Raw genomic sequence first — 24,116 nt, 5'->3', positions numbered from 1 at the left:
CGGGTTTATTTACACTTTTACTTCCGCGCTGTCCGTCGAGTGTCACAAACTTGCTGGACAGACACATTATCGTAGGCGTCCCGCTCAGACGCAACGTTTCCTGGGAGTCAGAATGTTAACGGCCACCTATACCCTGGTAGCTCTGTCGGTCGAGCAAGCCAGCGTGCGCGTCAGCCTGCAATCGTTTCAACAATATGTGCGCGCCAACCTGATGCAGCAAAACAGCATCACCCTGGGCCAGCTGGAGTATGCCTGCGAGACCCTGAACCGGCTGTACCAGGCCTGCCACTGGCGCAAGATCGAGATGTATTTGATCCCGGCGATCCGCCAGGCCACCGAGCGGGCCGACCAGCTGCTCGACGAGCTGAGCCGGCTGAACCAGGCGGCGCTGGCGGTGATCCGCGCCATGCAGGAGCGCATCGGCGGCCTGCACGAGGGCGCCGAGGAGCAGGTCAGCCAGATCTGCGCCAGCATCGAAACCTTTTGCAGCGCCCTGTTGCAGCGCCTGGAGAAGGAGGAGAAGGAACTGTTCGCCATCGCCCGCAGCGTGATCTGCGGCGAGGCCTGGTTCGCCATCGCCAACCAGTTCCTGCTGCACGACGCCAAGGTGGTCGAGGCGCGCCGCAGCCGTTCGGCGGCGCCGATCGCGCTGCCGGCGGCCGGCGCCGAGCGCCAGTTGTCGCCCCGCTTGGCGCTGCTGCCGCTGCCGCCGCTCGACATGGCCGAACCGTCGGATCTGGCGGCCGCGCCGCGCGCCGCCGACGCCCTGGCGCCGGCGCCGCTGGGCCTGGCGCTGGCCGATCCGCTGGCGCGCCAGCATGGCCGCAGCTAGGCCGGCTGGGCCGGCGGCGGCCCCGAAAGCAGCATCGCCGGGCAAACTTCCCCTGCTTTGCTATGATGGTGGTTTTCCCCCACCCATAGCTCACCATGTTCGATTTCCTTTTTAAACGAGCTACCGACAAGTCCGCCGAGCCGCAACGGGCCTCGGCCGCCTCCGAAGCCAGCGACGGCGCCGCCGCCCAGGCCGCGTCCCGCCGCGACGAGCAGACCGCCCGCGCCCGCCTGTTGGCCGGCGACGAGGCCGCCGCCGTTGAGTTGATCCTGCAGAGCGAATTCGCCGGCGTGCGCCTGGCCGCCGCCGAGCACGTGGTGTCGCAAGCTGCGCTGGAGCAAGTTTTACTGGCTATGCGCAACAGCGACCGCCGCGTCGCCAAGCTGATGCAGGGCCGGCTGGACGCGATCCGCTACCAACTTGCCGAGCAGCAAAAAGCCCGGACCTGCATCGCCCAGGCCGAGCGCCTGATCCAGGACGAGAAATTGACGCCGAACATGGTGGCCGACCTCGACCGCCAGTGGTCCGTCACCGCCGCCGCCGCCGAGCAGGCCGAGTGCTTCGCGCCGCTGCGCGCCGCGCTGGCCCAGCGGCTGGAAAGCCAGGTCAGCCTGCAACGCGCCGTCATCGACGCGCTGGCCGAGCTGCGCGCGCTGCCGGCCGCCGGTCTGGCGCCGGTCGCCGCCGCCGAGGTGCTGGAACGGCTGCGCGCCGGCCACGCCGCCGCGCTGGCCTCGGCCGAGCTGACCTCGCTGCCCAAGCATCTGCTGAACGACGTCGCCGCCGCCTTGGAGTCGGCCGGCGCCGCCCTGCAGGCGCTGCAACAGCACCAAGCCGTGTTCGACGCGCGCCAGGCCGCGCTGGCCGAGTGGCAGGCCGCCGCGCCCGACAGCCTGGGCGCCGAGCAGCTGCGCCGCGCCTGGCAGGCGCTGGGCGCGGTGCCGGCCGGCGAGCTGGCCGCGCGCCAGCAGGCCGAGTTGGACGTGGTGCTGGCCGCCGTGGCGGCCGCCAATCCGCCGGCGGCGCCGGTAGAGCGCGGCGACAAGGCGCGCGACGCCAACGCCGCCAACGCCGCCAACGCCGCCAAGCCGGCCAAGCCGGCCAGGGCGGGCAAGGAAGACGACCAGCAGGACAACAAGCGCTTCGTCGACACGCTCGACGCGCTGGAGGCGGCGCTGGAGCAGGGCCTGCTGCACGCCGCCGCCGAGCACGACAAGTGGCTCAAGGAGCGCAAGGGCGGGCGCCTGACGGCGGCCCAGTCGGAGCGCCTGGCGCACCTGCGCGCCGAGCTGAAACGCCTGGGCGACTGGGCGCGCTGGGGCGGCAACGTCTCGCGCGAGGAGCTGGTCAAGGCGGTCGAGGAACTGGCCGCGCAGGGCCTGGCGATGAGCGAGCTGGCCAAGAAGGTGGGCAGCATGCGCGAGCGCTGGAAGGGCCTGGATGCCGTCTCCGGCCACGCCCCCAAGGCCCTGTGGGAGCGCTTCGACGCCGCCTGCAGCGCCGCCTACGCGCCGGCCGCCGCCCACTTCAAGCAACTGGCCGAGGAGCGCCACCACAACGCCGCCAAGGCCCAGGCCCTGATCGACGAGGTCGGCGCCATGGCCGGCACCGAGCACGCCGACTGGAAGCAGGTGGCCGCCGCCGCGCAGCGCCTGCGCCAGGTGTGGGGCCGCCTCGGCACCATCGACCGCAAGGAAAAGAAGAAGTTCGACACCGCCTTCGAGCACGCCATGACCGCCATGATGGCGCCGTTGGCCGAGCAGCGCGCGCTGGAGATGGCGCGCCGCGAGCAGCTGATCGCCGAGGTCGAGGCGCTGCTGCCGCATGACCGCAGCACGCTCGACGTGATGCGCCACCTGCAGGAGCGCTGGCAGGAGCAGGCCAAGGCGCTGCCGCTCGAGCGCAAGGCCGAGCAGGCCCTGTGGCAGCGCTTCCGCGCCGCCTGCGACCACCTGTTCGCCCAGCGCAAGGAGAGCGCCCACGCCGCCGACAGCGAGCGCAAGGTCCACCTGCACGCCCGCGAGGCCATCTGCGCCGGGCTGGAGGCGGCCGCCTTCGACGGCGAGGACAAGGCCCAACTGGCCGCCATCGCCGCCGCGCTGCGCGACGCCGCCAGCGCCTGGCACGGCGCCGGCGCGGTGCCGCGCGCCGCCGAGGCCAAGATCACCCAACGCTACCAGGCCGCCGTGGCGGCCGTGCAGGCCCAGGCCGACGCCATCAAGCGCCGCGCCGGCGCCGCCCAGGCCAACGCGCTGCGCGACAAGCTGCGCCTGTGCCAAGCCCTGGAGGCCACGCTGGGCCGGGACGATGGCGCACCCGACGGCGCCGCCGCCGCGGCCGACTGGAGCGGCCGCTGGCAGGCCCTGCCGCCGCTGGCGGCCGAGTACGAGCGCGCGCTGCACGGCCGCTTCAAGGCCGCCCTGGGCGCCTTGGACGGCCAGCGCGGCAGCTACGCCGCCCAGCTGGAGGCCAACCGCGCCCGCCTGCTCGACGAGGTGCTGCGCCTGGAGATCGTCGCCGGCGTCGACAGCGGCGCCGAGTTCGCCCGCGAGCGCCTGAAGATGCAGGTCGAGGTGCTGCAGTCCTCGCTCAAGTCCGGCCAGAAGCCGCTGACCCAGGCGGCCCAGTACCTGCAGCTGTGCGCCATGCCGGCCCTGGCCGACGACCGCACCGCCAGCCGCATCGAGCAGCTGTTCCGCCGGATCGGCGCGGCGGAGGCGAAATGAGCGCCCCCGCCGCCGTGAAACCGTTCCAGGTGCGCATCCAGGAATGGGACTTCGACCTGACGGCCGAACTGGCCAAGCTGCGCGCCGACAATCCCAAGGTCGGCGCGGTGGTCGGCTTCGTCGGCACGGTGCGCGACCTGAACGAGGGCGCCGAGGTGGCGCAGATGGAACTGGAGCACTATCCCGGCATGACCGAGCAATCGATCGCCGCCATCATCGAGCAGGCCAGGCAGCGCTGGCCGATCTTCGGCGCGCTGGTGATCCACCGCGTCGGCCCCTTGCAGCCGCTGGAGCAGATCGTGCTGGTGGCGGTGACGTCGGCGCATCGCGGCGAGGCCTTCGCCGCCTGCGAGTTCATCATCGACTACCTGAAGACGGAGGCGCCGTTCTGGAAGAAGGAACAGACGCCGGAGGGCGCGCGCTGGGTCGACGCCCGCGTCAGCGACGAAACGGCGCTGAAGAAGTGGGGCGGCGCCTAGCGCATGCGGCCAAGCCGAAAAACCCAGGGTCAGGCCCGAATGCAGCTAAGTTAAGAAACCCCACCGGCGTCAATCCAGGGTCAGACCCTAGGGTCTGACCCTCGTGCCGCGCCGCCGGCGCCCTGACCGCGCGGCATGAATCCGGGCTATTTGACCCAGATCATGGAATTATCATTTAAATAGGAGTCTCCTTGAAAACGGATCGCACAGCCCAACCTGTAGCGCTAAGTTAAATTCACCGGAGCACTTCCATGCGGCAAGACAAACTCACCACGAAGTTACAGGAAGCCCTGGCCGACTCGCAAAGCTTGGCCGTAGGCAACGACAATCCCTACATCGAACCGGTCCACCTGCTGACCGCGCTGTTGAACCAGGACGACGGCAGCGCCCGTTCGCTGCTGCAGCGCGCCGGCGTCAACGTCGGCGGCCTGAGCAACGCGCTGAAATCGTCGCTGGAGCGCCTGCCCAAGGTGTCCGGCACCGGCGGCGACGTGCAGGCCAGCCGCGAGTTCATCGCCGTGCTGAACCTGGCCGACAAGGAGGCGCAGAAACGCGCCGACCAGTTCGTCTCCAGCGAGATGGTGCTGCTGGCGCTGACCGAGGACAAGTCCGACGCCGGCAAGCTGTCGCGCGAGAACGGCCTGAGCCGCAAATCGCTGGAGGCCGCCATCGACACCGTGCGCGGCGGCGCCAAGGTCGACTCGCAGGAGGCCGAGGGCCAGCGCGAGTCGCTGAAAAAATACACGCTGGACCTGACCGAGCGCGCCCGCGCCGGCAAGCTCGACCCGGTCATCGGCCGCGACGACGAGATCCGCCGCGCCATCCAGGTGCTGCAGCGGCGCACCAAGAACAACCCGGTGCTGATCGGCGAGCCGGGCGTCGGCAAGACCGCCATCGTCGAGGGCTTGGCGCAGCGCATCGTCAACAACGAGGTGCCCGATTCGCTCAAGGGCAAGCGCGTGCTGTCGCTCGACATGGCGGCCCTGCTGGCCGGCGCCAAGTACCGCGGCGAGTTCGAGGAGCGCCTCAAGTCGGTGCTCAAGGAACTGGCGATGGACGAGGGCCAGACCATCGTCTTCATCGACGAGATGCACACCATGGTCGGCGCCGGCAAGGCCGAGGGCGCGATGGACGCCGGGAATATGCTCAAGCCGGCGCTGGCGCGCGGTGAGCTGCACTGCGTCGGCGCCACCACGCTCGACGAGTACCGCAAGTACATCGAGAAGGATGCCGCGCTGGAGCGCCGCTTCCAGAAGATCCTGGTCGACGAGCCCTCGGTCGAGGCCACCATCGCCATCCTGCGCGGCCTACAGGACAAGTATGAGCTGCACCACAAGGTGGCCATCTCGGACGCCGCCATCATCGCCGCCGCCGAGCTGTCGCACCGCTACATCACCGACCGCTTCCTGCCCGACAAGGCGATCGACCTGATCGACGAGGCGGCCTCGAAGATCAAGATCGAGATCGACTCCAAGCCGGAGGTGATGGACAAGCTGGAACGCCGCCTGATCCAGCTGAAGATCGAGAAGGAGGCCGTCAAGAAGGAGAAGGACGAGGGCTCGCGCCGCCGCCTCGGCCTGATCGAGGAGGAGATCATCAAGCTGCAGCGCGAGCTGAACGACTACGAGGAGATCCTCAAGGCCGAGAAGTCGGTGGTGCAGGGCAGCACCCACATCAAGGAGGAGATCGAACAGGTCAAGCTGTTGATGGAGCGCGCCACGCGCGAGAGCAACTGGCAGCGCGTCTCCGAGCTCCAGTACGGCAAACTGCCCGAGCTGGAGGCCCAGCTTAAGCAGGCCGAGAAGGTTTCCAGCGTCGCCAGCAGCGCGCCCAAGCTGCTGCGCACCGAGGTCGGCGCCGAGGAGATCGCCGAAGTGGTTTCGCGCGCCACCGGCATCCCCGTCTCGCGCATGATGCAGGGCGAGCGCGACAAGCTGTTGCACATCGAGGAGAAGCTGCACGAGCGCGTGGTCGGGCAGGACGAGGCGATCGTCGCCGTGGCCGACGCCATCCGCCGCTCGCGCGCCGGCCTGTCGGACCCCAACCGTCCATACGGCTCGTTCATGTTCCTCGGGCCCACGGGCGTCGGCAAGACGGAGCTGAGCAAGGCGCTGGCCGGCTTCCTGTTCGACACCGAGGAGTCGATGATCCGTATCGACATGAGTGAGTTCATGGAGAAGCATTCGGTGGCCCGCCTGATCGGCGCGCCGCCGGGCTACGTCGGTTACGACGAGGGCGGCTACCTGACCGAGGCGGTGCGGCGCAAGCCCTACAGCGTGATCCTGCTCGACGAGGTCGAGAAGGCCCACCCGGACGTGTTCAACGTGCTGCTGCAGGCGCTCGACGACGGCCGCATGACCGACGGCCAGGGCCGCACGGTGGACTTCAAGAACACCGTCATCATCATGACCTCGAACCTGGGTTCGCATAAGATCCAGGCGTTGGAGGGGGCCGAGCCGGCCGTGGTCAAGCTGCAGGTGATGGCCGAGGTGCGCTCGCACTTCCGTCCGGAGTTCATCAACCGCATCGACGAGATCGTGGTGTTCCACGGCCTCGACGAGAAGAACATCGGCGCCATCGCCAAGATCCAGTTGAAGATCCTGGAAGACCGCCTGGCGCGCATGGAGATGGGCTTGACGGTGAGCGACCTGGCGCTGCAGAAGATCGCCGAGGCGGGCTACGATCCGGTGTACGGCGCGCGTCCGCTGAAACGTGCGATCCAGCAGCAGATCGAAAATCCGCTGTCGAAGCAGATCCTGGCCGGCACCTTCGCGCCGAAGGACACCATCCGCATCGACGTGCGCGACGGCGCGCTGGTGTTCGAGGCCGGTGGCACCTTCGAGCCGGGCAGCAAGTAAGCCAGCAGGTAGGCGGCAAGTAAGCCAAGCGGCACCTCACGATGCCGCCGCCGGAGGCCTCAAGCCCCCGGCGGCGGCATCGTCATTTCTGCGCTGCGGATTGTTGAGCAAGCAGCTTCTGGGCGCGCTCGGCTTTGATGCCGCGTACGCAGCCCCAAGTCAGCAACACGACTGAGATTGAGCCAATTACGTTAAACGCAACGATGAGGTAGGTGATAATCATGAGACGGCCTCGCCAAAGATATGTCTAGTTTAGATTGCGGACGCTTCTTGGCAAGCTCAGGCCTGATTGATTTCACCTCATCCGCCGCTGCGTCCGGCGAAGAAGGCCGACGGCGTGCTGCCGAAGGTCTTTTTGAACATCGCCGAGAAGGCCGACTGGCTGGCGTAGCCGAGCTGCTCGGCCACCTGCGCCAGCGGCATGCCACGCGCGATCAACGGCGCGGCGTGCGCCAGCCGCACCTGCTGGCGCCACTGCACGAAGCTCATCCCCAAGTCGCGTTCGAACAGCCGCGCCAAGGTGCGCGTCGAGGCGCCTGCCTGCGCCGCCCACTGGTCCAAGGTCAGCGGCGAGCCGGGCTGGGCGATCAGCGCCGCGCACAGTCCCTTCAGGCGCTTGTCGGTCGGCAGCGGCACGCGGATCGGCCGCGTCGCCGAGCGGCCCACTTCGTCCAGTATCAAGGCGGTCAGCATGGGCTCGCGCGCGTGCGCCACGCCCAGGTCGAGCTGCTCCAGCGCCGCGACCAGCTCGCGCAGCAGCGGCGACACCTCCAACACCTCGCACTCGCCGCCGGGGAAGGGCGCCTGCTCGGCCTGCACCCACAGTGGCCGCAGTCGGGTCTTCTGCAGCACCGTCACCTCGTGCACCACATTGGGTGGAATCCAGATCGCCCGTTGCGGCGGCACGATCCAGCTGCTGTTGTTGGCCGTCACCCGCACCACGCCCTCCATGGCGTAGGTGATCTGGCCCCAGGGATGGCTGTGCGGCGGCAGGTGCTCGTCGGCCTGCAGGTTGCGCGCGCTCATCGTCAGCGGGCGCGCGGGTGTCGGATCGTTGCAGGGCCGGTAGTGGCTGGTGTGGGTGACGACGGGTATCGGCATGGCGGAATGAATAAGGATTTGGCGGAATCGCGACAAAGCTTGTCTTCCTATCTTAAATCAGTCGCCCGCATTTTGCTTACACTGGGTTTCCAATTTTGAAACAGGAGTGCAAGATGAGTACAAGCACACTGCGGCAGGACGCCCGCGTGATCGGCCTGGTCGGGCTGGCGCACGGCGTGTCGCATTTCTTCCACCTCGTGCTGGCGGCGTTGTTCCCCTGGCTGAAGACCGCCTTCAACCTCAGCTACGCCGAACTGGGCCTGCTGATGACGGTGTTCTTCGCCATCTCCGGCGTTGGCCAGGCGTTGGCCGGCTTCGTCGTCGACCGCTACGGCGCGCGCGCCGTGCTGTTCTCCGGCATCAGCCTGCTCGGCCTGTCGGCCCTGCTGCTGGCCGCCGCCAACAGCTACACCATGCTGATGCTGGGCGCGCTGCTGGCCGGCGCCGGCAACAGCGTGTTCCACCCGGCCGACTACACGCTGCTCAACCAGCGCGTCTCCTCGGCGCGGCTGGCGCACGGCTTCTCCGTGCACGGCATTAGCGGCAACATCGGCTGGGCGGCGGCGCCGCTGTTCCTGACCTTCGTCGCCGGCTTGTCGAGCTGGCGCGTGGCCCTGCTGTGCGCCGCCGTGCTGCCCTTCGCCGTGCTGTTGGTGCTGGCGCTGAACCGCCACGCGCTGCGCCCCGACCCCATCGTCCACCACGCCGCTGGTGCCGCGCCGGCCGGCTCGCTCGACTTCCTGCGCCTGCGCTCGGTGTGGATGTGCTTCGGCTTCTTCCTGCTGACCGCCGTGGCGCTGGGCGGCATCCAAAGCTTCGCCTCGCTCAGCCTGGTGGCGCTGTTCGGCATGCCGCTGGCCTGGGCCACCGGCGCCTACACGATCTACATGGTGGCCTCGGCGCTGGGCATGGTCTACGGCGGTTTTTTGGCGGCGCGTTCGCCGGACCACGACCGCACCATCACCTTCGCCTTCTCCTTTGCCGCCTTGCTGGCTTTGCTGCTGGCGCTGGCCGTCACGCCGGCCTGGTTGGCGGTGGTGTTGATGGGATTGATCGGCCTGGCCTCCGGCGTGGCCGGCCCGTCGCGCGACCTGTTGATCCGCGCCGCCGCGCCGAAGAACGCCACCGGCCGCGTCTTCGGCGTGGTCTACTCGGGCTTGGACAGCGGCCTGGCGCTCGGCCCGCTGTTGTTCGGCGCGCTGATGGACGCGCACCGGCCGGCCTGGGTGTTCGTCTGCATCGCCCTGTTCCAGGCGCTGGCGATCCTGACGGCGGTGGGCGTGGGCGGCAATACCCGCGCGTTGCGGCTGCAAAAAGTTTAGAATTGTCCGCACGATAAATCCACTGTGGAGTAACGATGAGCTTTGCGACGACCGACCTGTGCGACGACAACCCGGCCCTGCTGGAGGAGGGCGGCCTGGCCGTGCTGCCGCCGCTGTTCCTGCACTTTGGCCTGCACGCCAAATTCAGCGGCCCGGCGCGCACCTTGAAGGTGTTCGAGGACAACGCGCTGGTGCGCGCCACGCTGGAGACGCCGGGCGACGGCCACGTGCTGGTGATCGACGGCGGCGCCAGCATGCGCCGCGCCCTGGTCGGCGGCCAACTGGGCCTGCTGGCGCAGAACAACGGCTGGAGCGGCATCGTCGTCAACGGCTGCATCCGCGACAGCGGGGAGATCAACGCCTGCGCCATCGGCGTGCGCGCGCTGGGCTTGCATCCGCAAAAGAGCAGCAAGAAGGGCGAGGGCGAGCGCGAAGTGCGCGTCTGCATCGCCGGCGTGACGGTCGCCCCGGGCGACTGGATCTACGCCGACGCCGACGGCGTCCTGGTCGCCCAACAGAAACTCGCCTGATCCCCCGCAACACGCCCCGCCACCTCGCCGCCCGACCCTTGCCGCCCAACAATATGCCTCGCGCAGTTGGGCGGTAACATCGTTTCTCCCGTCTCCGCCGTCCATCTGTCGTTTTTCCACCAAACTATTTTCGGCTTGTCGCGCCGCCCGCGCCGTTTTTTTTCATCTGGCGGGAAAATAATTCCACATTGTGGGAAATGATGTGTGCGCGCAGCATCTGTTTCTTTCATGGGGAGGAATTTCATTTCGTATGCCGGGAAATGAAAATCAAGTCATTGATTTAATGATGATTTAATTTGCTTATATGTCTTATATAAGACTATTGTTGCGCGGCACAAAAGGGGCTATGATTTATTCAAAGGATGTCGTTTTTAACGTGTACGTGAATAAGGAGAACACCATGGCAACTCGTGAACAGCAAGTAGCAGCCCTGCAAAAAGACTGGGACACCAATCCACGCTGGAAGGGGGTTACCCGTACCTACAGCGCGGACGACGTGGTCCGTCTGCGCGGCTCCCTGCAGATCGAGCACACCCTGGCCAAGCGCGGCGCCGAGAAACTGTGGAACCTGGTCAACAACGAGCCCTTCGTCAACGCGCTCGGCGCGCTGACCGGCAACCAGGCCATGCAGCAGGTCAAGGCCGGCCTGAAGGCGATCTACCTGTCCGGCTGGCAAGTGGCCGGCGACGCCAACCTAGCCGGCGAAATGTATCCCGACCAGTCGCTGTATCCGGCCAATTCGGTGCCGATGGTGGTCAAGCGCATCAACAACACCTTCCAACGCGCCGACCAGATCCAATGGTCGGAGGGCAAGGACGACATCGACTTCTTCGCCCCCATCGTGGCCGACGCCGAAGCCGGTTTCGGCGGCGTGCTCAACGCCTATGAATTGATGAAGTCGATGATCGACGCCGGCGCCGCCGGCGTCCACTTCGAGGACCAACTGGCCTCGGTGAAGAAATGCGGCCACATGGGCGGCAAGGTGCTGGTGCCGACCCGCGAGGCGGTCGAGAAGCTGACCGCCGCCCGCCTGGCGGCCGACGTGATGGGCACCTCGACCCTGGTGATCGCCCGCACCGACGCCGAGGCGGCCGACCTGCTGACCTCGGACGTGGACGACAACGACCGTCCGTTCTGCACCGGCGAGCGCACCGTCGAGGGCTTCTACAAGGTCAAGCCGGGCATCGAGCAGGCCATCGCGCGGGCGCTGGCCTACGCGCCCTACGCCGACCTGGTCTGGTGCGAAACCGGCAAGCCGGACCTGGCCTTCGCCAAGCAGTTCGCTGACGCCGTGCACGCCAAGTTCCCCGGCAAGATGCTGGCCTACAACTGCTCGCCCTCGTTCAACTGGAAGAAGAACCTGGACGACGCCACCATCGCCCGCTTCCAAAAGGAGCTCGGCGCGATGGGCTACAAGTTCCAGTTCATCACGCTGGCCGGTTTCCACGCGCTGAACTACGGCATGTTCAACCTGGCCCACGGCTACGCGCGCCGGCAAATGTCGGCCTTCGTCGAGCTGCAGGAGGCCGAATTCGCCGCCGCCGACAAGGGCTTCACCGCCGTCAAACACCAGCGCGAGGTCGGCACCGGCTACTTCGACGCCGTCACCCAGTGCATCCAGAACGGCCAAAGCTCGACCACCGCGCTGCACGGCTCGACCGAGGACGAACAGTTCTTCGACGCCAAAAAGGTCGCCTGAGGGCGCAACGATTAGGGGTATGGCGGGTGAGAGTCCCGCCGCTTTCACAAGCCGTCACGGGAGTAGGTCCTGTGGCGGCTTCTTTTTTTGGCGCGGCGCCGCAAGGCGGGCAAGGCCGGCGGCCTAGGGTTCGGCGCCGGCGTATTGCTGCTGCAGCCTGCGCAGCGTGCCGTTCCTGCCCAGCGTGGCGAGCGCGGCGTTCCAGCGCGCCAGTTCGGCCGCCGGGACGGCCTTGGACAGCGCGATATAGCCCTTGGAGTGGGCGATGCGCACCGGCGTGGCCTGGATCGCTGCCGCCGCGATACGCGCTTCGCGCAGCTTGTGGCGCAGCCCGCCGTCGGCCGAGGCGACCAGGTCGACCCGGCCCAGCATCAACATTTGGAAGCAGCCGGCATAGTTGTTGTGCCGGTAGAGATTGCGCAGGCCGGCGGCGGCCAGCAGCTCGTCGTGGACATTTCCGTTGAGCACGCAGACGCGCAAGGGCCGCGCCTCGGCCAGGCTGCGGATGCCGGTCGGCGCCGCCGTCCTCTCGTACAGATAGTCGGACTCCTCCGAGATCGGCCCGACCCAGGCGAACTTGTCCTCGCGCTCGGGCGTGCGATCCAGGTTGAACAGCACGACGTCGTCGCGGCTGCGCAGCATGGCCAGGCCGCGCGCCAGCGGCACCTCGTCGATGCGCCCGGGCAGGCCGAGCTGGACCAGCATGGCGTGCACCAGCTCGACATAATAGGCGCGCTTGCCGCCGTTCGGCTTGCCGTGCAGCGTGCCGTCGAGCAGCGCGGTCTGGCCGCCGCCGCTGTGGGTGTAGACGTGCCAATCCTGCGCCGGGGCGGCGCGGCAGATCAGCGAAAGGGAGAGCAATGACAGGGGAAGCAGGCGTTTCATGCGCGGCGGTGCGGTTTCGTGTGGCGTTAACTTGCCTAGAATACAGCAGAATCGGCCGCGCCACGGTGACGTTTTGTTTCCCAATGTAAGCCAGGCGGCGGCCGGCGGCGCCGCGCTTTTTTGGCGTCGCGGGCGTTCTGGTGGATAATGGCGGTATTCTTGCGTTTCGCCATGCTGCGGACGCCTATCGTTCAGGCGCCCCGCGCCGCCGCGCCGCCACCCCATTTTAGGAATGACCAAGTTATGTTGAGTTACCGCCACGCCTTTCACGCGGGGAATCACGCCGATGTGTTGAAACATTTCGTGACCATCCAGTTGTTGCAGTATCTGAACCAGAAGGATACCGCCTACAGCTATATCGACACGCACTCCGGCGCCGGCGTCTACGCCCTCGACGGCGGCTACGCCTCGAAGAACGCCGAGTTCGAAACCGGCATCGGCCCGCTGTGGAACCGTACCGACCTGCCGGCGCCGCTGAAGGAATACGTCGACCTGGTCAAGGCGATGAACCCGAGCGGCAAGATGCGCTACTACCCCGGCTCGCCCTACTGCGCCGACCAGGTGGCGCGCGAGCAGGACCGCCTGCGCCTGTTCGAGCTGCACCCGGCCGACGCCAAGATCCTGGCCGACAACTTCCGCAAGGTCGAGGCGCACGCCGCCGCCCAGGGCGTGCGGCCGACCACGCGCGGCAAGCGCGTCATCATCACCAAGGGCGACGGCTTCCATGCCCTGAAGGCGATGCTGCCGCCGCCGTCGCGCCGCGGCCTGGTGCTGATCGACCCGCCGTACGAGGACAAGATGGACTACCGCAAGGTCAAGGACACCCTGGCCGACGCCCTGGTGCGCTTCCCCGGCGGCACCTACGCGGTCTGGTATCCGGTGCTGCAGCGCATGGAGTCGCGCCAGTTCGCCGACAAGCTCAAGCAACTGCCCGGCGAGTGGCTGCACGTCACGCTGACCATCAACACGCCGATGCCCGACGGCTTCGGTCTGCACAGCAGCGGCATGTTCGTCATCAACCCGCCGTACACGCTCGAACCCATGCTCAAAGAAATCATGCCCTACCTGGTCAAGGTGCTGGGCAAGGACGCCGGCGCCAAATTCGTGCTCGAATCGGGCCAGCCGATGGCTGGACGCAACACTAGCGCGCGCCGGCCGCAAATCAGCAAATAAGATATTGTCAGGACTGTCGCGATAGGGTTAGTCTAGTAACAGCCGGGATGCGATTGACATCCCGGCCGGGCTTGCCGTGGCCCAGCCACGGCCACCAGTGCTAATCGCAGATGGGGTTTCCCATGACCACCGGTTTGTCACCGTCGACCCATTTTTCGGCCGCGTTCGCCAATCAATTTTTCCTGGCGCGCCAACCAATCCTCAACCGCCATCAACGCCTGGTCGCCTACGAGCTGCTGTTCCGCAACACGGCCGAACGCAACGAGGCCGACTTCGCCGACGACGCCGAGGCCACCGCCACCGTGATCGCCCACGCCTCCGAGCTGGGCATGGGCCAGGTGGTGGGCGAGCAGATGGCCTTCGTCAACGTCGACACGGTCGGCCTGATGAGCGACTTCATCAGCTTCCTGCCCAACAACAAGGTGATCCTGGAGATCCTCGAGACCGTCAAGGCGACGCCCGAGGTGGTCGAGCGGGTGCGCGAGCTCAAGCGCGCCGGCTTCCGCTTCGCCCTCGACGACGTCGTCGCCGACTCGGACGACGTGCACACCCTGCAGCCGCTGTGCGACATCGTCAAGGTCGACATCAAGGACATGCATCCGGGCACGCTGCGCACCCTGGCGCGCACGCTGAAGAATCCGCAGCAGAAACTGCTGGCCGAGAAGGTCGAGACGGTCGAGGAGTTCCAGCAGTGCATGGCGATGGGCTTCGAATACTTCCAGGGCTATTATTTCGCCCGTCCGGTCATTTTGAGCGGCAAGAAGATCGCGCCCTCGCAGCTGGCCATCCTGCACCTGCTCGAGCTGCTCGGCAGCGACGCCGACAGCCACGTCATCGAGCGCAGCGTCAAGCACGACGCGCTGATCTCGCTCAACCTGCTACGCCTGGTCAACACGCCCTCGGTCGGCGCGCGCTTCCGCATCAATTCGGTGGGGCACGCGCTGGTGGTGCTGGGCCGGCGCCAGTTGCAGCGCTGGCTGCAGATCCTGCTGTACGTCAAGACGGGGCAGCGCCAGGAGTTCACCTCGCCGCTGTTGCAGATGGCCACCACGCGCGGCAAGACCATCGAGTTGATGATGGAGAAGCTGCGGCCGGGCCAGCGTGTCAGCGCCGACATCGGCTTCACCGTCGGCATCATGTCGCTGATGGACACCCTGTTCTCGATCAAGATGAGCGACGTGCTCGACAGCGTCAACGTGCTCGACGAGGTGCGCCAGGCGCTGTTGCACCGCAGCGGCGACTACGGCAGCATGCTCAACCTGATCGAGCATATCGAACTGGCCGAGCGCGGCCCGGTGCTGGCGAAGATGCTGCACGAGCTGCAGTTGACCCCGGCCGAGCTGTACGAGATCCAGCTGGCCGCCTTCGACTGGGTGCACGAGTACGCCCACGGCGTGCAGTAGCGGCTTGGGTTTCACCCCGCACCCCGATACGCTGCGGGGTCTGACCCCGTACGGGGTCAGACCCCTTTGCTTGTGGGGTTTGCCGGCCCGCCACGGGCGCGCGCCGGACCCCGTCCGCCGCTACTGGCCCAGCAGCAGGAAGACGGTCGGCTTCTTGTGGAAGTCCGGCGCCTTGCCGGCGGCCAGCAAACCCTTCCACTGCGCGCCGGTCATGGTGCGGATGCTCTCGCTGGCCAGGCTGATGTCGGTGGCCACGCAGATCAGCGTGCCGGGCTGGCAGTTGGCCACCAGCGCCTCGAGCATGGCGGCGTTGCGGTAGGGCGTCTCGATGAACAGCTGGGTCTGCTTTTCGCCGCGCGAGCGCTGCTCCAGCTCCTTGACGCGCTTGGCGCGCTGCGCCGCGTCGGTCGGCAGATAGCCGTTGAAGGCGAAGCTCTGGCCGTTCAGGCCGCTCGCCATCACCGCCAGCAGCAGCGACGACGGCCCGACCAGCGGCCGCACCGGCACGCCGTGCTGGTGCGCCAGGCGCACCAGGTCGGCGCCGGGGTCGGCCACCGCCGGCACGCCGGCCTCGGACACCAGGCCGGCGTCGCGCCCGGCCAGCAGCGGCGCCAGCAGGCCGGCCAGCGCCTGCGCCGGGGTGTTGACGTTCAACTCGGCAATCTGGATCTCCTGCAGCGGCTTGGCCAGCGGGTGCTGGGCGGCGATCAGCTTGAGGAAGGCGCGCGCCGTCTTGGCGTTCTCGGCGACGAAGTAGTCGAGGCCGGCGGTGGTGCGCTGCACCTGCTCGGGGATCACTTGCGACAGCGCCTCGGTCTCGCCGAGGGTGTTGGGGATCAGGTAAAGGGTGCCGGGAGTGCTCATGGGTCGCTAACTAATGGTCGGTAAGTAAATAGGGGAGGACGCTCAGGCGCCGAAGAAGGCCACGCCGGCGCGGCGCAGCATGCCGGTCAGGGCGATCAGCGGCAGGCCGGTGAGGGCGGTGGGGTCGCTGCTGGCGATGCGTTCGAGGATGGCGATGCCCAGGCCCTCGTTCTTGGCGCTGCCGGCGCAGTCGTAGGGCTGTTCGATGCGCAGATAGGCGTCCAGTTCGGCGTCGGGCAGGTCGCGGAAGGTGACCACGGTCTGCACGTCCTCGAGCTGGGCGGCGCCGGCCGGGTCGGCGGCGCGGCCGTCCCACAGGCACAGGGCGGTGTGGAACACCACCTCGCGGCCGCGCATCTTTTGCAATTGCAGCATGGCGTTGGCGTGGTCGCCCGGCTTGCCGATCTGCTCGCCGTCCAGGGTGGCGACCTGGTCCGAGCCGATCACCAGGCAGCCGGGCAGGCGGGCGGCGACGGCGGCGGCCTTCTCGCGCGCCAGGCGCAGCGCGGTGGCGCTCGGCGTCTCGCCGGCCAGCGGGCGCTCGTCGAGGTCGGGCACGGCCACCTCGAAGGGCAGGCCCAGGCGTTGCAACAATTCCTTGCGGTAGGCGGAGCTGGAGGCGAGCACCAGGCGGACGGGGACGGCGGCGGCGGTGGGGGCGGTTGCTGGCGGGACGGCGGACGGACTAGTTGTGTTGAAGGTCATTTTTATGGGTGTGGAGCAAGTTTTAAGCGGGGAATAGGGTGGCAACACTGGCTCCCGGGGGCGAAATGTTATATGCTCTGGGACCGGGCAGGCAAGGCACGCATTAGAACGAAAAAAATGTGCTAAGGCTTTGACTCGGCGGCGAAAACCCTGTTATTATCGCAGGTTTTCCGGGGAAATTTTCTACCAATGAACGCTTTTGTGATCGACGCCTTTGAATTCTGTCGGATCAGCGGGAGCCGCGAGGGCGTCACGCCTGTCGCCGAAATGACCCGGTTGACCAAGGATTGCGCGGACCAGTCTGGCTCCATCGCCTGGAAAATCGTGGGAAGCACCAGCAAGACGGGCTTTCCGCAGATGACCATGTCGGTGACCGGCACGGTGCAACTGATCTGTCAGCGCTGCCTGACCCCGTATGCCCATAAGATCGACGCCTCCACCCTGCTGATGCTGGGCAAGGACGACGATCAGGCTGATGAAATCGAAGAAATGTTGGACGACGAGACGATCGACGTGATCGTCGGCAGCCGCACGATGAACGTGGCCGACCTGGTCGAGGACGAGGCCCTGTTGGCCCTGCCGCACACGCCGAAGCACGGCGCCTGTCCGGACACCTCGGCGCTGGACGCCCTCAAGGTGGCCAAGAAGTCACCCTTCGACGCCCTCAAGGGCCTGAAACCAGAGTAAACCGCAGTACCGAATTGTAGTGTTGTAAAGAACGTGTCAAACGCGTGTAGTAATCGAGTATGGCAGTGTGTAGTGAAAACGTAGTAAAAGTGGTTTAACGATGTCGGCAAGACAAGCAAGCTCGGTTTTGCCGCTGGGATACTCGATTCGCATGTATTTGCCAGTCGAATGTGTTAAAATTTTAGAACTTATGTATTAGGAGTCATCATGGCAGTTCAACAGAACAAGAAGTCCCCTTCGAAGCGCGGTATGCACCGTTCGCACGATTTCCTGGTAGCACCACAACTGGGTATCGAGCCAACCACCGGTGAAACCCACCTGCGTCACCACATCAGCCCTAACGGCTTCTACCGTGGTCGCAAAGTCCTGAAAACCAAAAACGACGAGTAATCGACGTTTTTAGTAGGCTAAGATAAAAGCGGTGCGACGTGGTGTATACCGGCGTGGCGCCGCTTTTTCTTTATCATCGGCTGCAATCCTCTTTTGCACACCGTCATTTTGAATCGCGTCGACCCTGTCCGCTAGTGGTCCGCCCCTTGCCGCAGCTTGCCCCAGAAGGGTTGGAGCGTGGTACTGAATCAAAACAATGACAATCAAAATTTCTATCGACTGCATGGGCGGAGATCATGGCCCGTCGGTCACCATTCCCGCCGCAATTTCCTTCGTAAAAGCTGAACCGGACGCCGAGCTGATCCTCGTCGGACTGGAAGACGTCATCCGCGCCGAGCTGAAAAAGCACCACGCCGAAGCCCATCCCCGCCTGTCCGTGCTGCACGCCTCCGAGCAGGTGCTGATGGACGATCCGCTCGAGGTGGCGCTGCGCCGCAAGAAGGACTCGTCGATGCGCGTGGCCATCGAGCAGGTCAAGGACGGCAAGGCGCAGGCCGCCGTCTCGGCCGGCAACACCGGCGCGCTGATGGCCGTGGCCCGCTACGTGCTCAAGACCATGGCCGGCGTCGACCGTCCGGCCATCTGCAGCATCATGCCCAACGAGAAGGACGGCCCGACCTACATGCTGGACCTGGGCGCCAACGTCGACTGCGAGTCGCACCACCTGCACCAGTTCGCCATCATGGGCTCGGTGCTGGTCGGCGCGATGGAAAACATCGCCCGGCCGACCATCGGCCTGCTCAACGTCGGCACCGAGGACATCAAGGGCAACGAGGTGGTCAAACAGACCGCCAAGCTGCTGCAGGCCGACCACGAGCGCGGCGCGCTGAACTACTACGGCAACGTCGAGGGCAACGACATCTTCAAGGGCACGGTCGACATCGTCGTCTGCGACGGCTTCGTCGGCAACGTCACACTGAAGGCGGTCGAGGGCGTGGCCCGCTTCATGGGCAACATGCTGCGCAGCGAATTCAAGCGCAACATCTTCACCATGTTGGCCGCGCTGATCGGCATGGGCGCGCTCAAGTCGATCAAGGCCAAGTTCAACCCGGCCCGCTACAACGGCGCCAGTTTCCTCGGCCTGCGCGGCCTGGTCTTCAAGAGCCACGGCAGCGCCGACGCATATTCCTTTGAATGGGCGATCAAGCGAGCGTATGATGCTGCAAAAAATGACGTGCTGGCACATTTGTCGACCATGATCGCTGAACTGATGCCGCGCGACCCGGTAGCACCGGAATTACCCAACTCAACTATTTAGTGGACGGTAGAACGGCATGACTTTGTACAGCAAAATTATCGGCACCGGCAGCTACCTGCCCGAAAAGCGCGTGACCAACCAAGAGTTGACCGAGCAGTTGGCGGCCAAGGGCATCGAGACCTCGGACGAGTGGATCTTCTCGCGCAGCGGCATCTCGGCGCGCCACTACGCCGAGCCGGAGCAGAAGTCCTCCGACCTGGCGGTGCACGCCGCCCGCCAGGCGCTAGCCATGGCCGGCCTGCAGCCCGACGACATCGACCTGATCATCGTGGCCAGCTCGACGCCCGACTTCTTCGGCAGCTTCCCCAGCACCGCCTGCATCGTCCAGCGCAAGCTGGGCATGAGCAACCACTGCGCCGCCGTCGACGTGCAGGCCGTCTGCAGCGGCTTCGTCTACGCCGTCGCCACCGCCGACAGCTTCATCAAGTCCGGCGCGCACAAGAAGGTGCTGGTGATCGGCGCCGAGGTGTTCTCGCGCATCCTCAATTTCGACGACCGCGGCACCTGCGTGCTGTTCGGCGACGGCGCTGGCGCCATCGTGCTGGGCGCCTCGAGCGAGCCAGGCATCCTGGCCACCAAGCTGCACGCCGACGGCCGCCACGCGGACATCCTCAGCGTTCCGGGCAACGTTTCCGGCGGCGCCGTCGCCGGCAGCGCCTTCCTCTACATGGACGGCCCGGCGGTGTTCAAGCTGGCCGTTTCCGTGCTGGAAAAGGTCGCCCACGAGGCCCTGGAGCACGCCGGCATGCGCGCCGACCAGCTCGACTGGCTGATCCCGCACCAGGCCAACATCCGCATCATGAACAGCACCGCCAAGAAGCTCGGCCTGCCGCTGGAAAAAATGGTGGTCACGGTCGACCAGCACGGCAACACCTCGGCCGCCTCGATCCCGCTGGCGCTCGACATCGCCGTGCGCGACGGCCGCATCAAGAAGGGCGACAACGTGATGATGGAAGGCGTAGGCGGCGGCTTCACCTGGGGCGCCGTCCTGGCGAGGATGTGATGGCTTGCTTCTACTCGGCAGGACTGGCCCGGATGTAAGGGCAGGGATGTAATTTTCTGGAAGTAATTTAGAATTAGAATTCTAAAGGCGCCCGTCCAGCTTGCTTCGGGCGCGCTCCAGTGTAAGGTTGGCAAACCCGCAAGTATGCGGATGCCCAACACAGACTACAACGAGACGGAATCTCAGCATGACTAAATTTGCATTTGTTTTCCCCGGCCAAGGCTCGCAAGCGATCGCGATGCTCGACGGCTTCGCCGGCAACCCGGTGGTCGAACAGACCGTCGCCGAGGCGTCCGACGCCCTGCAATTCGATCTGGGCAAGCTGATCGCCGAGGGGCCGAAGGAGGAGTTGGACCTGACCACCAACACCCAGCCGGTGATGTTGACGGCCGCCGTGGCCGTCTACCGCGCCTGGCTGGCCGCCGGCGGCCCCGTGCCGAACGTGGTCGCCGGCCACAGCCTGGGCGAATACTCCGCCCTGGTGGCCGCCGGCGTGATCGCCTTCAAGGACGCCGTGCCGCTGGTGCGCTTCCGCGCCCAGGCGATGCAGGAGGCGGTGCCGGTGGGGCAGGGCAGCATGGCCGTCGTGCTCGGCTTGTCCGACGCGGACGTGCGCGCCGCCTGCCTGGAGGCGGCCGCCGCCGCGCCCGGCCTGGTGGTCGAGCCGGTCAACTTCAACGCGCCGGCCCAGGTGGTCATCGCCGGCCACACGGCCGCCGTCGAGCGCGCCTGCGAACTGGCCAAGGCCAAGGGCGCCAAGCGCGCCATGAAGCTGCCGGTGTCGGCGCCGTTCCACTCCTCGCTGCTCAAGCCGGCCTCGGACCGCCTGCGCGACTACATGGCCGGGCTGCATTTCGCCGCGCCGCAGGTCGCCCTGATCAACAACGTCGATGTCGCCGTGCTGAACGATCCGGCCAGCATCAAGGACGCCCTGGTGCGCCAGGCGGCCAGCCCGGTGCGCTGGGTCGAGACGATGCAGAAGGTGGCCGCCGAGGGCATCACCCAGGTGGTCGAGTGCGGCCCCGGCAAGGTGCTGATGGGCCTGGCCAAGCGCATCGACGCCACGTTGGTGGGCGACGCCATCGTCGACCAGGCCTCGCTCGAACGGGTGCTGAGCTTGCTCAAGTAGGACTGGCTGGCGCCAAGGCGCCAACTGGTGCAGTATGATTAATTACGTTTAAGGACTTCCATGAATCTGCAAAATCAAGTCGCCCTGGTCACGGGCGCGTCGCGCGGCATCGGCAAGGCGATCGCGCAGGAGCTGGCGCGCCAGGGCGCGCGCGTGATCGGCACCGCCACCACCGAGGCCGGCGCCGAGGCGATCAGCGCCTATCTGGCCGAGATCGGTCCCGAGGCCGGCTGCGGCCTGGTGCTCAACGTGACCGACCCGGCGCGCTGCGCCGCCGTCATCGACGAGATCGGCAAAACCTGGGGCGCCGTGGCGATCCTGGTCAACAACGCCGGCATCACCCAGGACCAGCTGGCCATGCGCATGAAGGACGAGGAGTGGGACAGCGTCATTGCCACCAACCTGTCGGCGGTCGGCCGCCTGGCCCGCGGCGTGCTGCGCGGCATGATGAAGGCCAAGGCCGGCCGCATCATCAACATCACCTCGGTGGTGGCCTCGTCGGGCAACCCGGGGCAGATGAACTACGCGGCGGCCAAGGCCGGCGTGGAGGGCATGAGCCGCGCGCTGGCGCGCGAGATCGGCAGCCGCAACATCACCGTCAACTGTGTCGCGCCGGGCTTCATCGACACCGACATGACCAAGGCGCTGGGCGAGGAGCAACACGCCGCGCTGCTGGCACAGATCCCGCTGGGACGCCTGGGCAAGCCCGAGGACGTCGCCGCCGCCGTCGCCTTCCTGGCCTCGCCGCAGGCCGCCTACGTCACCGGCAGCACGCTGCACGTGAACGGCGGCATGTACATGAATTGACGGACCCGGGCGGCCCCGGGCCGCCTGTTCCCGTCATTTAGTAGTGATTTCGGAATATTTAGCAGCAGACACCGAAATTAGTTTTTAGGTGCGCAAACCTGATAAAATGCGCGCTTTCCGTAACAAACATAATGGAGCCATAACATGTCGGATATCGAACAACGCGTAAAGAAAATCGTCGCTGAACAACTGGGCGTCGCCGAAGCGGACATCAAAATCGAATCGTCGTTCGTCGACGACCTCGGCGCCGATTCGCTCGACACCGTTGAGCTGGTGATGGCCCTGGAAGACGAGTTCGAAATGGAAATCCCGGACGAACAAGCCGAGAAGATCACCACCGTGCAGCAAGCGATCGACTACGCTACTGCCCACGTCAAGGCCTAAGCCTGTCCGATCGACTCCAGGAGAATCGCTTGAGCCGTTCTAAAAACCGTCGTGTAGTGATTACTGGCCTGGGTTGCGTTTCACCCGTCGGCAACACCATTGCCGAAGCGTGGAGCGCAGTCACCGAGGGCAAGTCGGGCATCGCCAACATCACCAAGTTTGATGCGCAGCCCTTCAGCACCCACTTCGCCGGCGAAGTCAAAGGCTTCAACATCGAGGATTACATCCCCGCCAAAGAAGCCCGCCACATGGATACCTTCATCCATTACGGCATGGCCGCCGGCATCCAGGCGGTGCAGGATTCCGGCCTGGTCGTGACCGAGGAAAACGCCGACCGTATCGGCGTGATCATCGGTTCGGGCATCGGCGGTCTGCCGCTGATCGAGGAAACCAAGCAGGACTACGACAAGCGCGGCCCGCGCCGCATCTCGCCGTTCTTCGTGCCCGCCTCGATCATCAACATGATCTCCGGCAATTTGTCGATCAAGTATGGCATGCGCGGTCCCAACCTGTCGATCGTGACGGCCTGCACCACCGGCCTGCACAGCATCGGCGTGGCGGGGCGACTGATTGAGTACGGCGACGCCGACATCATGATCGCCGGCGGCGCGGAAGCGACCGTTTCGCCGCTGGGTCTGGGCGGCTTCGCCTCGGCCCGCGCGCTGTCGACCCGCAACGACGACCCGGCGACCGCTTCGCGGCCGTGGGACGCCGACCGCGACGGCTTCGTGCTGGGCGAGGGCGCCGGCGTGATGGTGCTCGAAGAGTACGAACACGCCAAGGCGCGCGGCGCCAAGATCTACGCCGAGCTGCTCGGTTTTGGGATGAGCGCCGATGCTTATCACATGACCTCGCCGCTGGAGGATGGCAGTGGCGGCAGCAAGTCCGTCATCGCCGCGCTGGCCAACGCCGGCGTCAATCCCGACCAGGTGCACTACCTCAACGCCCACGGCACGTCGACCCCCTTGGGCGACATGGCGGAAGTGATGGGGATCAAGCGCACCTTCGGCGCGCACGCCAAGAACATGGTGGTCAACTCGACCAAGTCGATGACCGGCCATTTGCTGGGCGGCGCCGGCGGTCTGGAGGCGGTGTTTACGGTGCTGGCGGTACACCACCAGGTGTCGCCGCCGACCATCAACATCTTCAACCAGGACCCGGCCTGCGATCTGGACTTCTGCGCCAACGTGGCGCGGCCGATGAAGATCGAGTATGCGGTGAAGAACTCGTTCGGCTTCGGCGGCACCAACGGTAGCCTCGTGTTCGGAAAAGTTTGAACTTTTTAGCGCCCGCCCTGGTCGAACAGGGTGAGCGTTGATTCGGTGCCCGCGTTCGCGGGCACCTGAATTGCCCGGCCTTCGCGGCCGGCGCTTCCAGTTTTTTCCCTTTTTGCATTACCCACTGTCGCTCAGTCATGTCGATCGCGGTGTCCGTCGTCGTTCGCCCCTCGGCCCGTCTGCGCCTGTCGCATACGGCCGTGTGCGTTTGCGTCATGGTCGCGTCCGTCTTGTGCCCGGGCTGGTGCTGGCCGGCCGCCTGCCTGCTGGGCGGGGCGGCGGGGCTGCTGTTGCCGCCGCGCCAGCCTATGCTAAGCCGGCTTGATATTTCCGCTGTCGGACAAATTCGGCTGACGGTATACCAACAGACAGGGGCCGTCAGCGCCGCCGAACCAGTCGTCTTGCTGGCCGGATCGACGCTGTGGCCGGGCTTGCTGTTGCTGCGTCTGCGCCATGCCGATGGCCGCTTGACGACGTTGACGGTGGTGCCCGGCACGGAGCTGCGCGGATTGGTGGTGGCGTGTCGCGCCATCGCCGCGCGCGGCGTTGAGCAGTAAAAAAAAAGCAAAAACCGTGAACTTATTGCAGTGCGCTAACTCTATAG

The 24,116-nt window shown here is 66.2% G+C and carries 24 protein-coding genes; 18 read left to right on the top strand and 6 right to left on the bottom strand.

The annotated features are described in order from the left end of the window. The first annotated feature begins 112 nt into the window (after positions 1-112). From BM252_RS10120 to clpB, 4 genes are all read left to right on the top strand, one after another. On the top strand, positions 113-832 hold the full coding sequence (locus tag BM252_RS10120) for a hemerythrin domain-containing protein (protein ID WP_093387057.1): 720 nt from the start codon (positions 113-115) through the stop codon (positions 830-832). A gap of 95 nt (positions 833-927) precedes the next feature. Continuing rightward, complete coding sequence (locus tag BM252_RS10115; protein ID WP_093387054.1) at positions 928-3,558, top strand: DUF349 domain-containing protein; 2,631 nt, start codon at positions 928-930, stop codon at positions 3,556-3,558. Further along, positions 3,555-4,037: a molybdopterin synthase catalytic subunit MoaE gene (gene moaE, locus BM252_RS10110; RefSeq protein ID WP_093387052.1), complete on the top strand. Its 483-nt coding sequence runs from the start codon at positions 3,555-3,557 to the stop codon at positions 4,035-4,037. Before BM252_RS10115 ends, moaE begins: the two co-directional genes overlap by 4 nt. 251 nt (positions 4,038-4,288) lie before the next feature. Beyond that, entirely contained in the window at positions 4,289-6,895 is a 2,607-nt protein-coding gene (gene clpB / locus BM252_RS10105; protein WP_093387049.1) for an ATP-dependent chaperone ClpB, read from the top strand. A gap of 82 nt (positions 6,896-6,977) precedes the next feature. Here the strand turns inward: clpB and BM252_RS30945 are convergent, their stop codons facing one another. Then, positions 6,978-7,118 (bottom strand): hypothetical protein, encoded by a 141-nt coding sequence (locus BM252_RS30945; protein ID WP_174900484.1) that lies wholly within the window; start codon positions 7,116-7,118, stop codon positions 6,978-6,980. A gap of 77 nt (positions 7,119-7,195) precedes the next feature. Beyond that, on the bottom strand, positions 7,196-7,996 hold the full coding sequence (locus BM252_RS10100) for an AraC family transcriptional regulator (protein WP_093387047.1): 801 nt from the start codon (positions 7,994-7,996) through the stop codon (positions 7,196-7,198). 113 nt (positions 7,997-8,109) lie between these two features. On the opposite strand from BM252_RS10100, the gene BM252_RS10095 reads away from it, so the two are divergent. From BM252_RS10095 to aceA, 3 genes are all read left to right on the top strand, one after another. Continuing rightward, positions 8,110-9,318 (top strand): MFS transporter, encoded by a 1,209-nt coding sequence (locus tag BM252_RS10095; RefSeq protein ID WP_093387044.1) that lies wholly within the window; start codon positions 8,110-8,112, stop codon positions 9,316-9,318. Between the two features lie 35 nt (positions 9,319-9,353). Continuing rightward, entirely contained in the window at positions 9,354-9,848 is a 495-nt protein-coding gene (gene rraA / locus BM252_RS10090; RefSeq protein ID WP_093387042.1) for a ribonuclease E activity regulator RraA, read from the top strand. 400 nt (positions 9,849-10,248) lie between these two features. After that, complete coding sequence (aceA, locus tag BM252_RS10085; protein ID WP_093387288.1) at positions 10,249-11,547, top strand: isocitrate lyase; 1,299 nt, start codon at positions 10,249-10,251, stop codon at positions 11,545-11,547. 123 nt (positions 11,548-11,670) lie between these two features. Here the strand turns inward: aceA and BM252_RS10080 are convergent, their stop codons facing one another. Beyond that, positions 11,671-12,432 carry a substrate-binding periplasmic protein gene (locus tag BM252_RS10080; protein WP_139236394.1) on the bottom strand — a complete coding sequence of 254 codons (762 nt, stop codon included), beginning with the start codon at positions 12,430-12,432 and terminating at the stop codon, positions 11,671-11,673. Positions 12,433-12,675: 243 nt separating this feature from the next. Here BM252_RS10080 and BM252_RS10075 point away from each other — a divergent pair, with 243 nt between their 5' ends. Further along, a complete protein-coding gene (locus tag BM252_RS10075) occupies positions 12,676-13,605 on the top strand; it encodes a 23S rRNA (adenine(2030)-N(6))-methyltransferase RlmJ (protein WP_093387037.1) in 930 nt (309 codons plus the stop codon). A gap of 122 nt (positions 13,606-13,727) precedes the next feature. After that, on the top strand, positions 13,728-15,008 hold the full coding sequence (locus tag BM252_RS10070) for an EAL and HDOD domain-containing protein (protein ID WP_093387034.1): 1,281 nt from the start codon (positions 13,728-13,730) through the stop codon (positions 15,006-15,008). Positions 15,009-15,128: 120 nt separating this feature from the next. Here BM252_RS10070 and BM252_RS10065 read toward each other — a convergent pair whose 3' ends face one another. Both BM252_RS10065 and BM252_RS10060 read right to left on the bottom strand, forming a co-directional pair. Next, entirely contained in the window at positions 15,129-15,872 is a 744-nt protein-coding gene (locus BM252_RS10065) for an SAM-dependent methyltransferase (protein ID WP_093387032.1), read from the bottom strand. A gap of 42 nt (positions 15,873-15,914) precedes the next feature. Continuing rightward, a complete protein-coding gene (locus BM252_RS10060) occupies positions 15,915-16,499 on the bottom strand; it encodes a Maf-like protein (RefSeq protein WP_425442293.1) in 585 nt (194 codons plus the stop codon). A 267-nt stretch (positions 16,500-16,766) separates the two neighbouring features. On the opposite strand from BM252_RS10060, the gene BM252_RS10055 reads away from it, so the two are divergent. Both BM252_RS10055 and rpmF read left to right on the top strand, forming a co-directional pair. Beyond that, positions 16,767-17,264: a YceD family protein gene (locus BM252_RS10055; RefSeq protein ID WP_093387027.1), complete on the top strand. Its 498-nt coding sequence runs from the start codon at positions 16,767-16,769 to the stop codon at positions 17,262-17,264. Positions 17,265-17,471: 207 nt separating this feature from the next. Continuing rightward, positions 17,472-17,654, top strand: a complete 183-nt coding sequence (rpmF, locus tag BM252_RS10050) for a 50S ribosomal protein L32 (protein WP_008449924.1) — start codon at positions 17,472-17,474, stop codon at positions 17,652-17,654. A gap of 9 nt (positions 17,655-17,663) precedes the next feature. On the opposite strand, the gene BM252_RS30940 is transcribed toward rpmF, so the two are convergent. Then, on the bottom strand, positions 17,664-17,879 hold the full coding sequence (locus tag BM252_RS30940; RefSeq protein ID WP_174900465.1) for a hypothetical protein: 216 nt from the start codon (positions 17,877-17,879) through the stop codon (positions 17,664-17,666). Here BM252_RS30940 and plsX point away from each other — a divergent pair. From plsX to BM252_RS10015, 7 genes are all read left to right on the top strand, one after another. Beyond that, positions 17,851-18,912 carry a phosphate acyltransferase PlsX gene (gene plsX / locus BM252_RS10045; RefSeq protein WP_093387024.1) on the top strand — a complete coding sequence of 354 codons (1,062 nt, stop codon included), beginning with the start codon at positions 17,851-17,853 and terminating at the stop codon, positions 18,910-18,912. The genes BM252_RS30940 and plsX overlap by 29 nt on opposite strands. Before the next feature lie 16 nt (positions 18,913-18,928). Then, positions 18,929-19,915, top strand: a complete 987-nt coding sequence (locus tag BM252_RS10040; protein WP_093387022.1) for a beta-ketoacyl-ACP synthase III — start codon at positions 18,929-18,931, stop codon at positions 19,913-19,915. A 187-nt stretch (positions 19,916-20,102) separates the two neighbouring features. Further along, a complete protein-coding gene (fabD, locus tag BM252_RS10035; RefSeq protein ID WP_093387019.1) occupies positions 20,103-21,044 on the top strand; it encodes an ACP S-malonyltransferase in 942 nt (313 codons plus the stop codon). A gap of 60 nt (positions 21,045-21,104) precedes the next feature. Next, entirely contained in the window at positions 21,105-21,851 is a 747-nt protein-coding gene (fabG, locus tag BM252_RS10030) for a 3-oxoacyl-ACP reductase FabG (protein WP_093387017.1), read from the top strand. A 144-nt stretch (positions 21,852-21,995) separates the two neighbouring features. Then, a complete protein-coding gene (acpP, locus tag BM252_RS10025; RefSeq protein WP_008449912.1) occupies positions 21,996-22,235 on the top strand; it encodes an acyl carrier protein in 240 nt (79 codons plus the stop codon). A 29-nt stretch (positions 22,236-22,264) separates the two neighbouring features. Continuing rightward, a complete protein-coding gene (fabF, locus tag BM252_RS10020) occupies positions 22,265-23,512 on the top strand; it encodes a beta-ketoacyl-ACP synthase II (protein WP_093387014.1) in 1,248 nt (415 codons plus the stop codon). Positions 23,513-23,649: 137 nt separating this feature from the next. After that, positions 23,650-24,069, top strand: coding sequence for a hypothetical protein (locus BM252_RS10015; protein ID WP_093387012.1), 420 nt, complete (start codon positions 23,650-23,652; stop codon positions 24,067-24,069). Positions 24,070-24,116 lie beyond the last annotated feature (47 nt).

The organism is Rugamonas rubra (genome assembly GCF_900114705.1).
GTDB lineage: Bacteria > Pseudomonadota > Gammaproteobacteria > Burkholderiales > Burkholderiaceae_D > Rugamonas > Rugamonas rubra.
The sequence above is the reverse complement of the archived record's forward strand: the minus strand, read 5'-3'. Positions and strand labels throughout refer to the sequence as shown.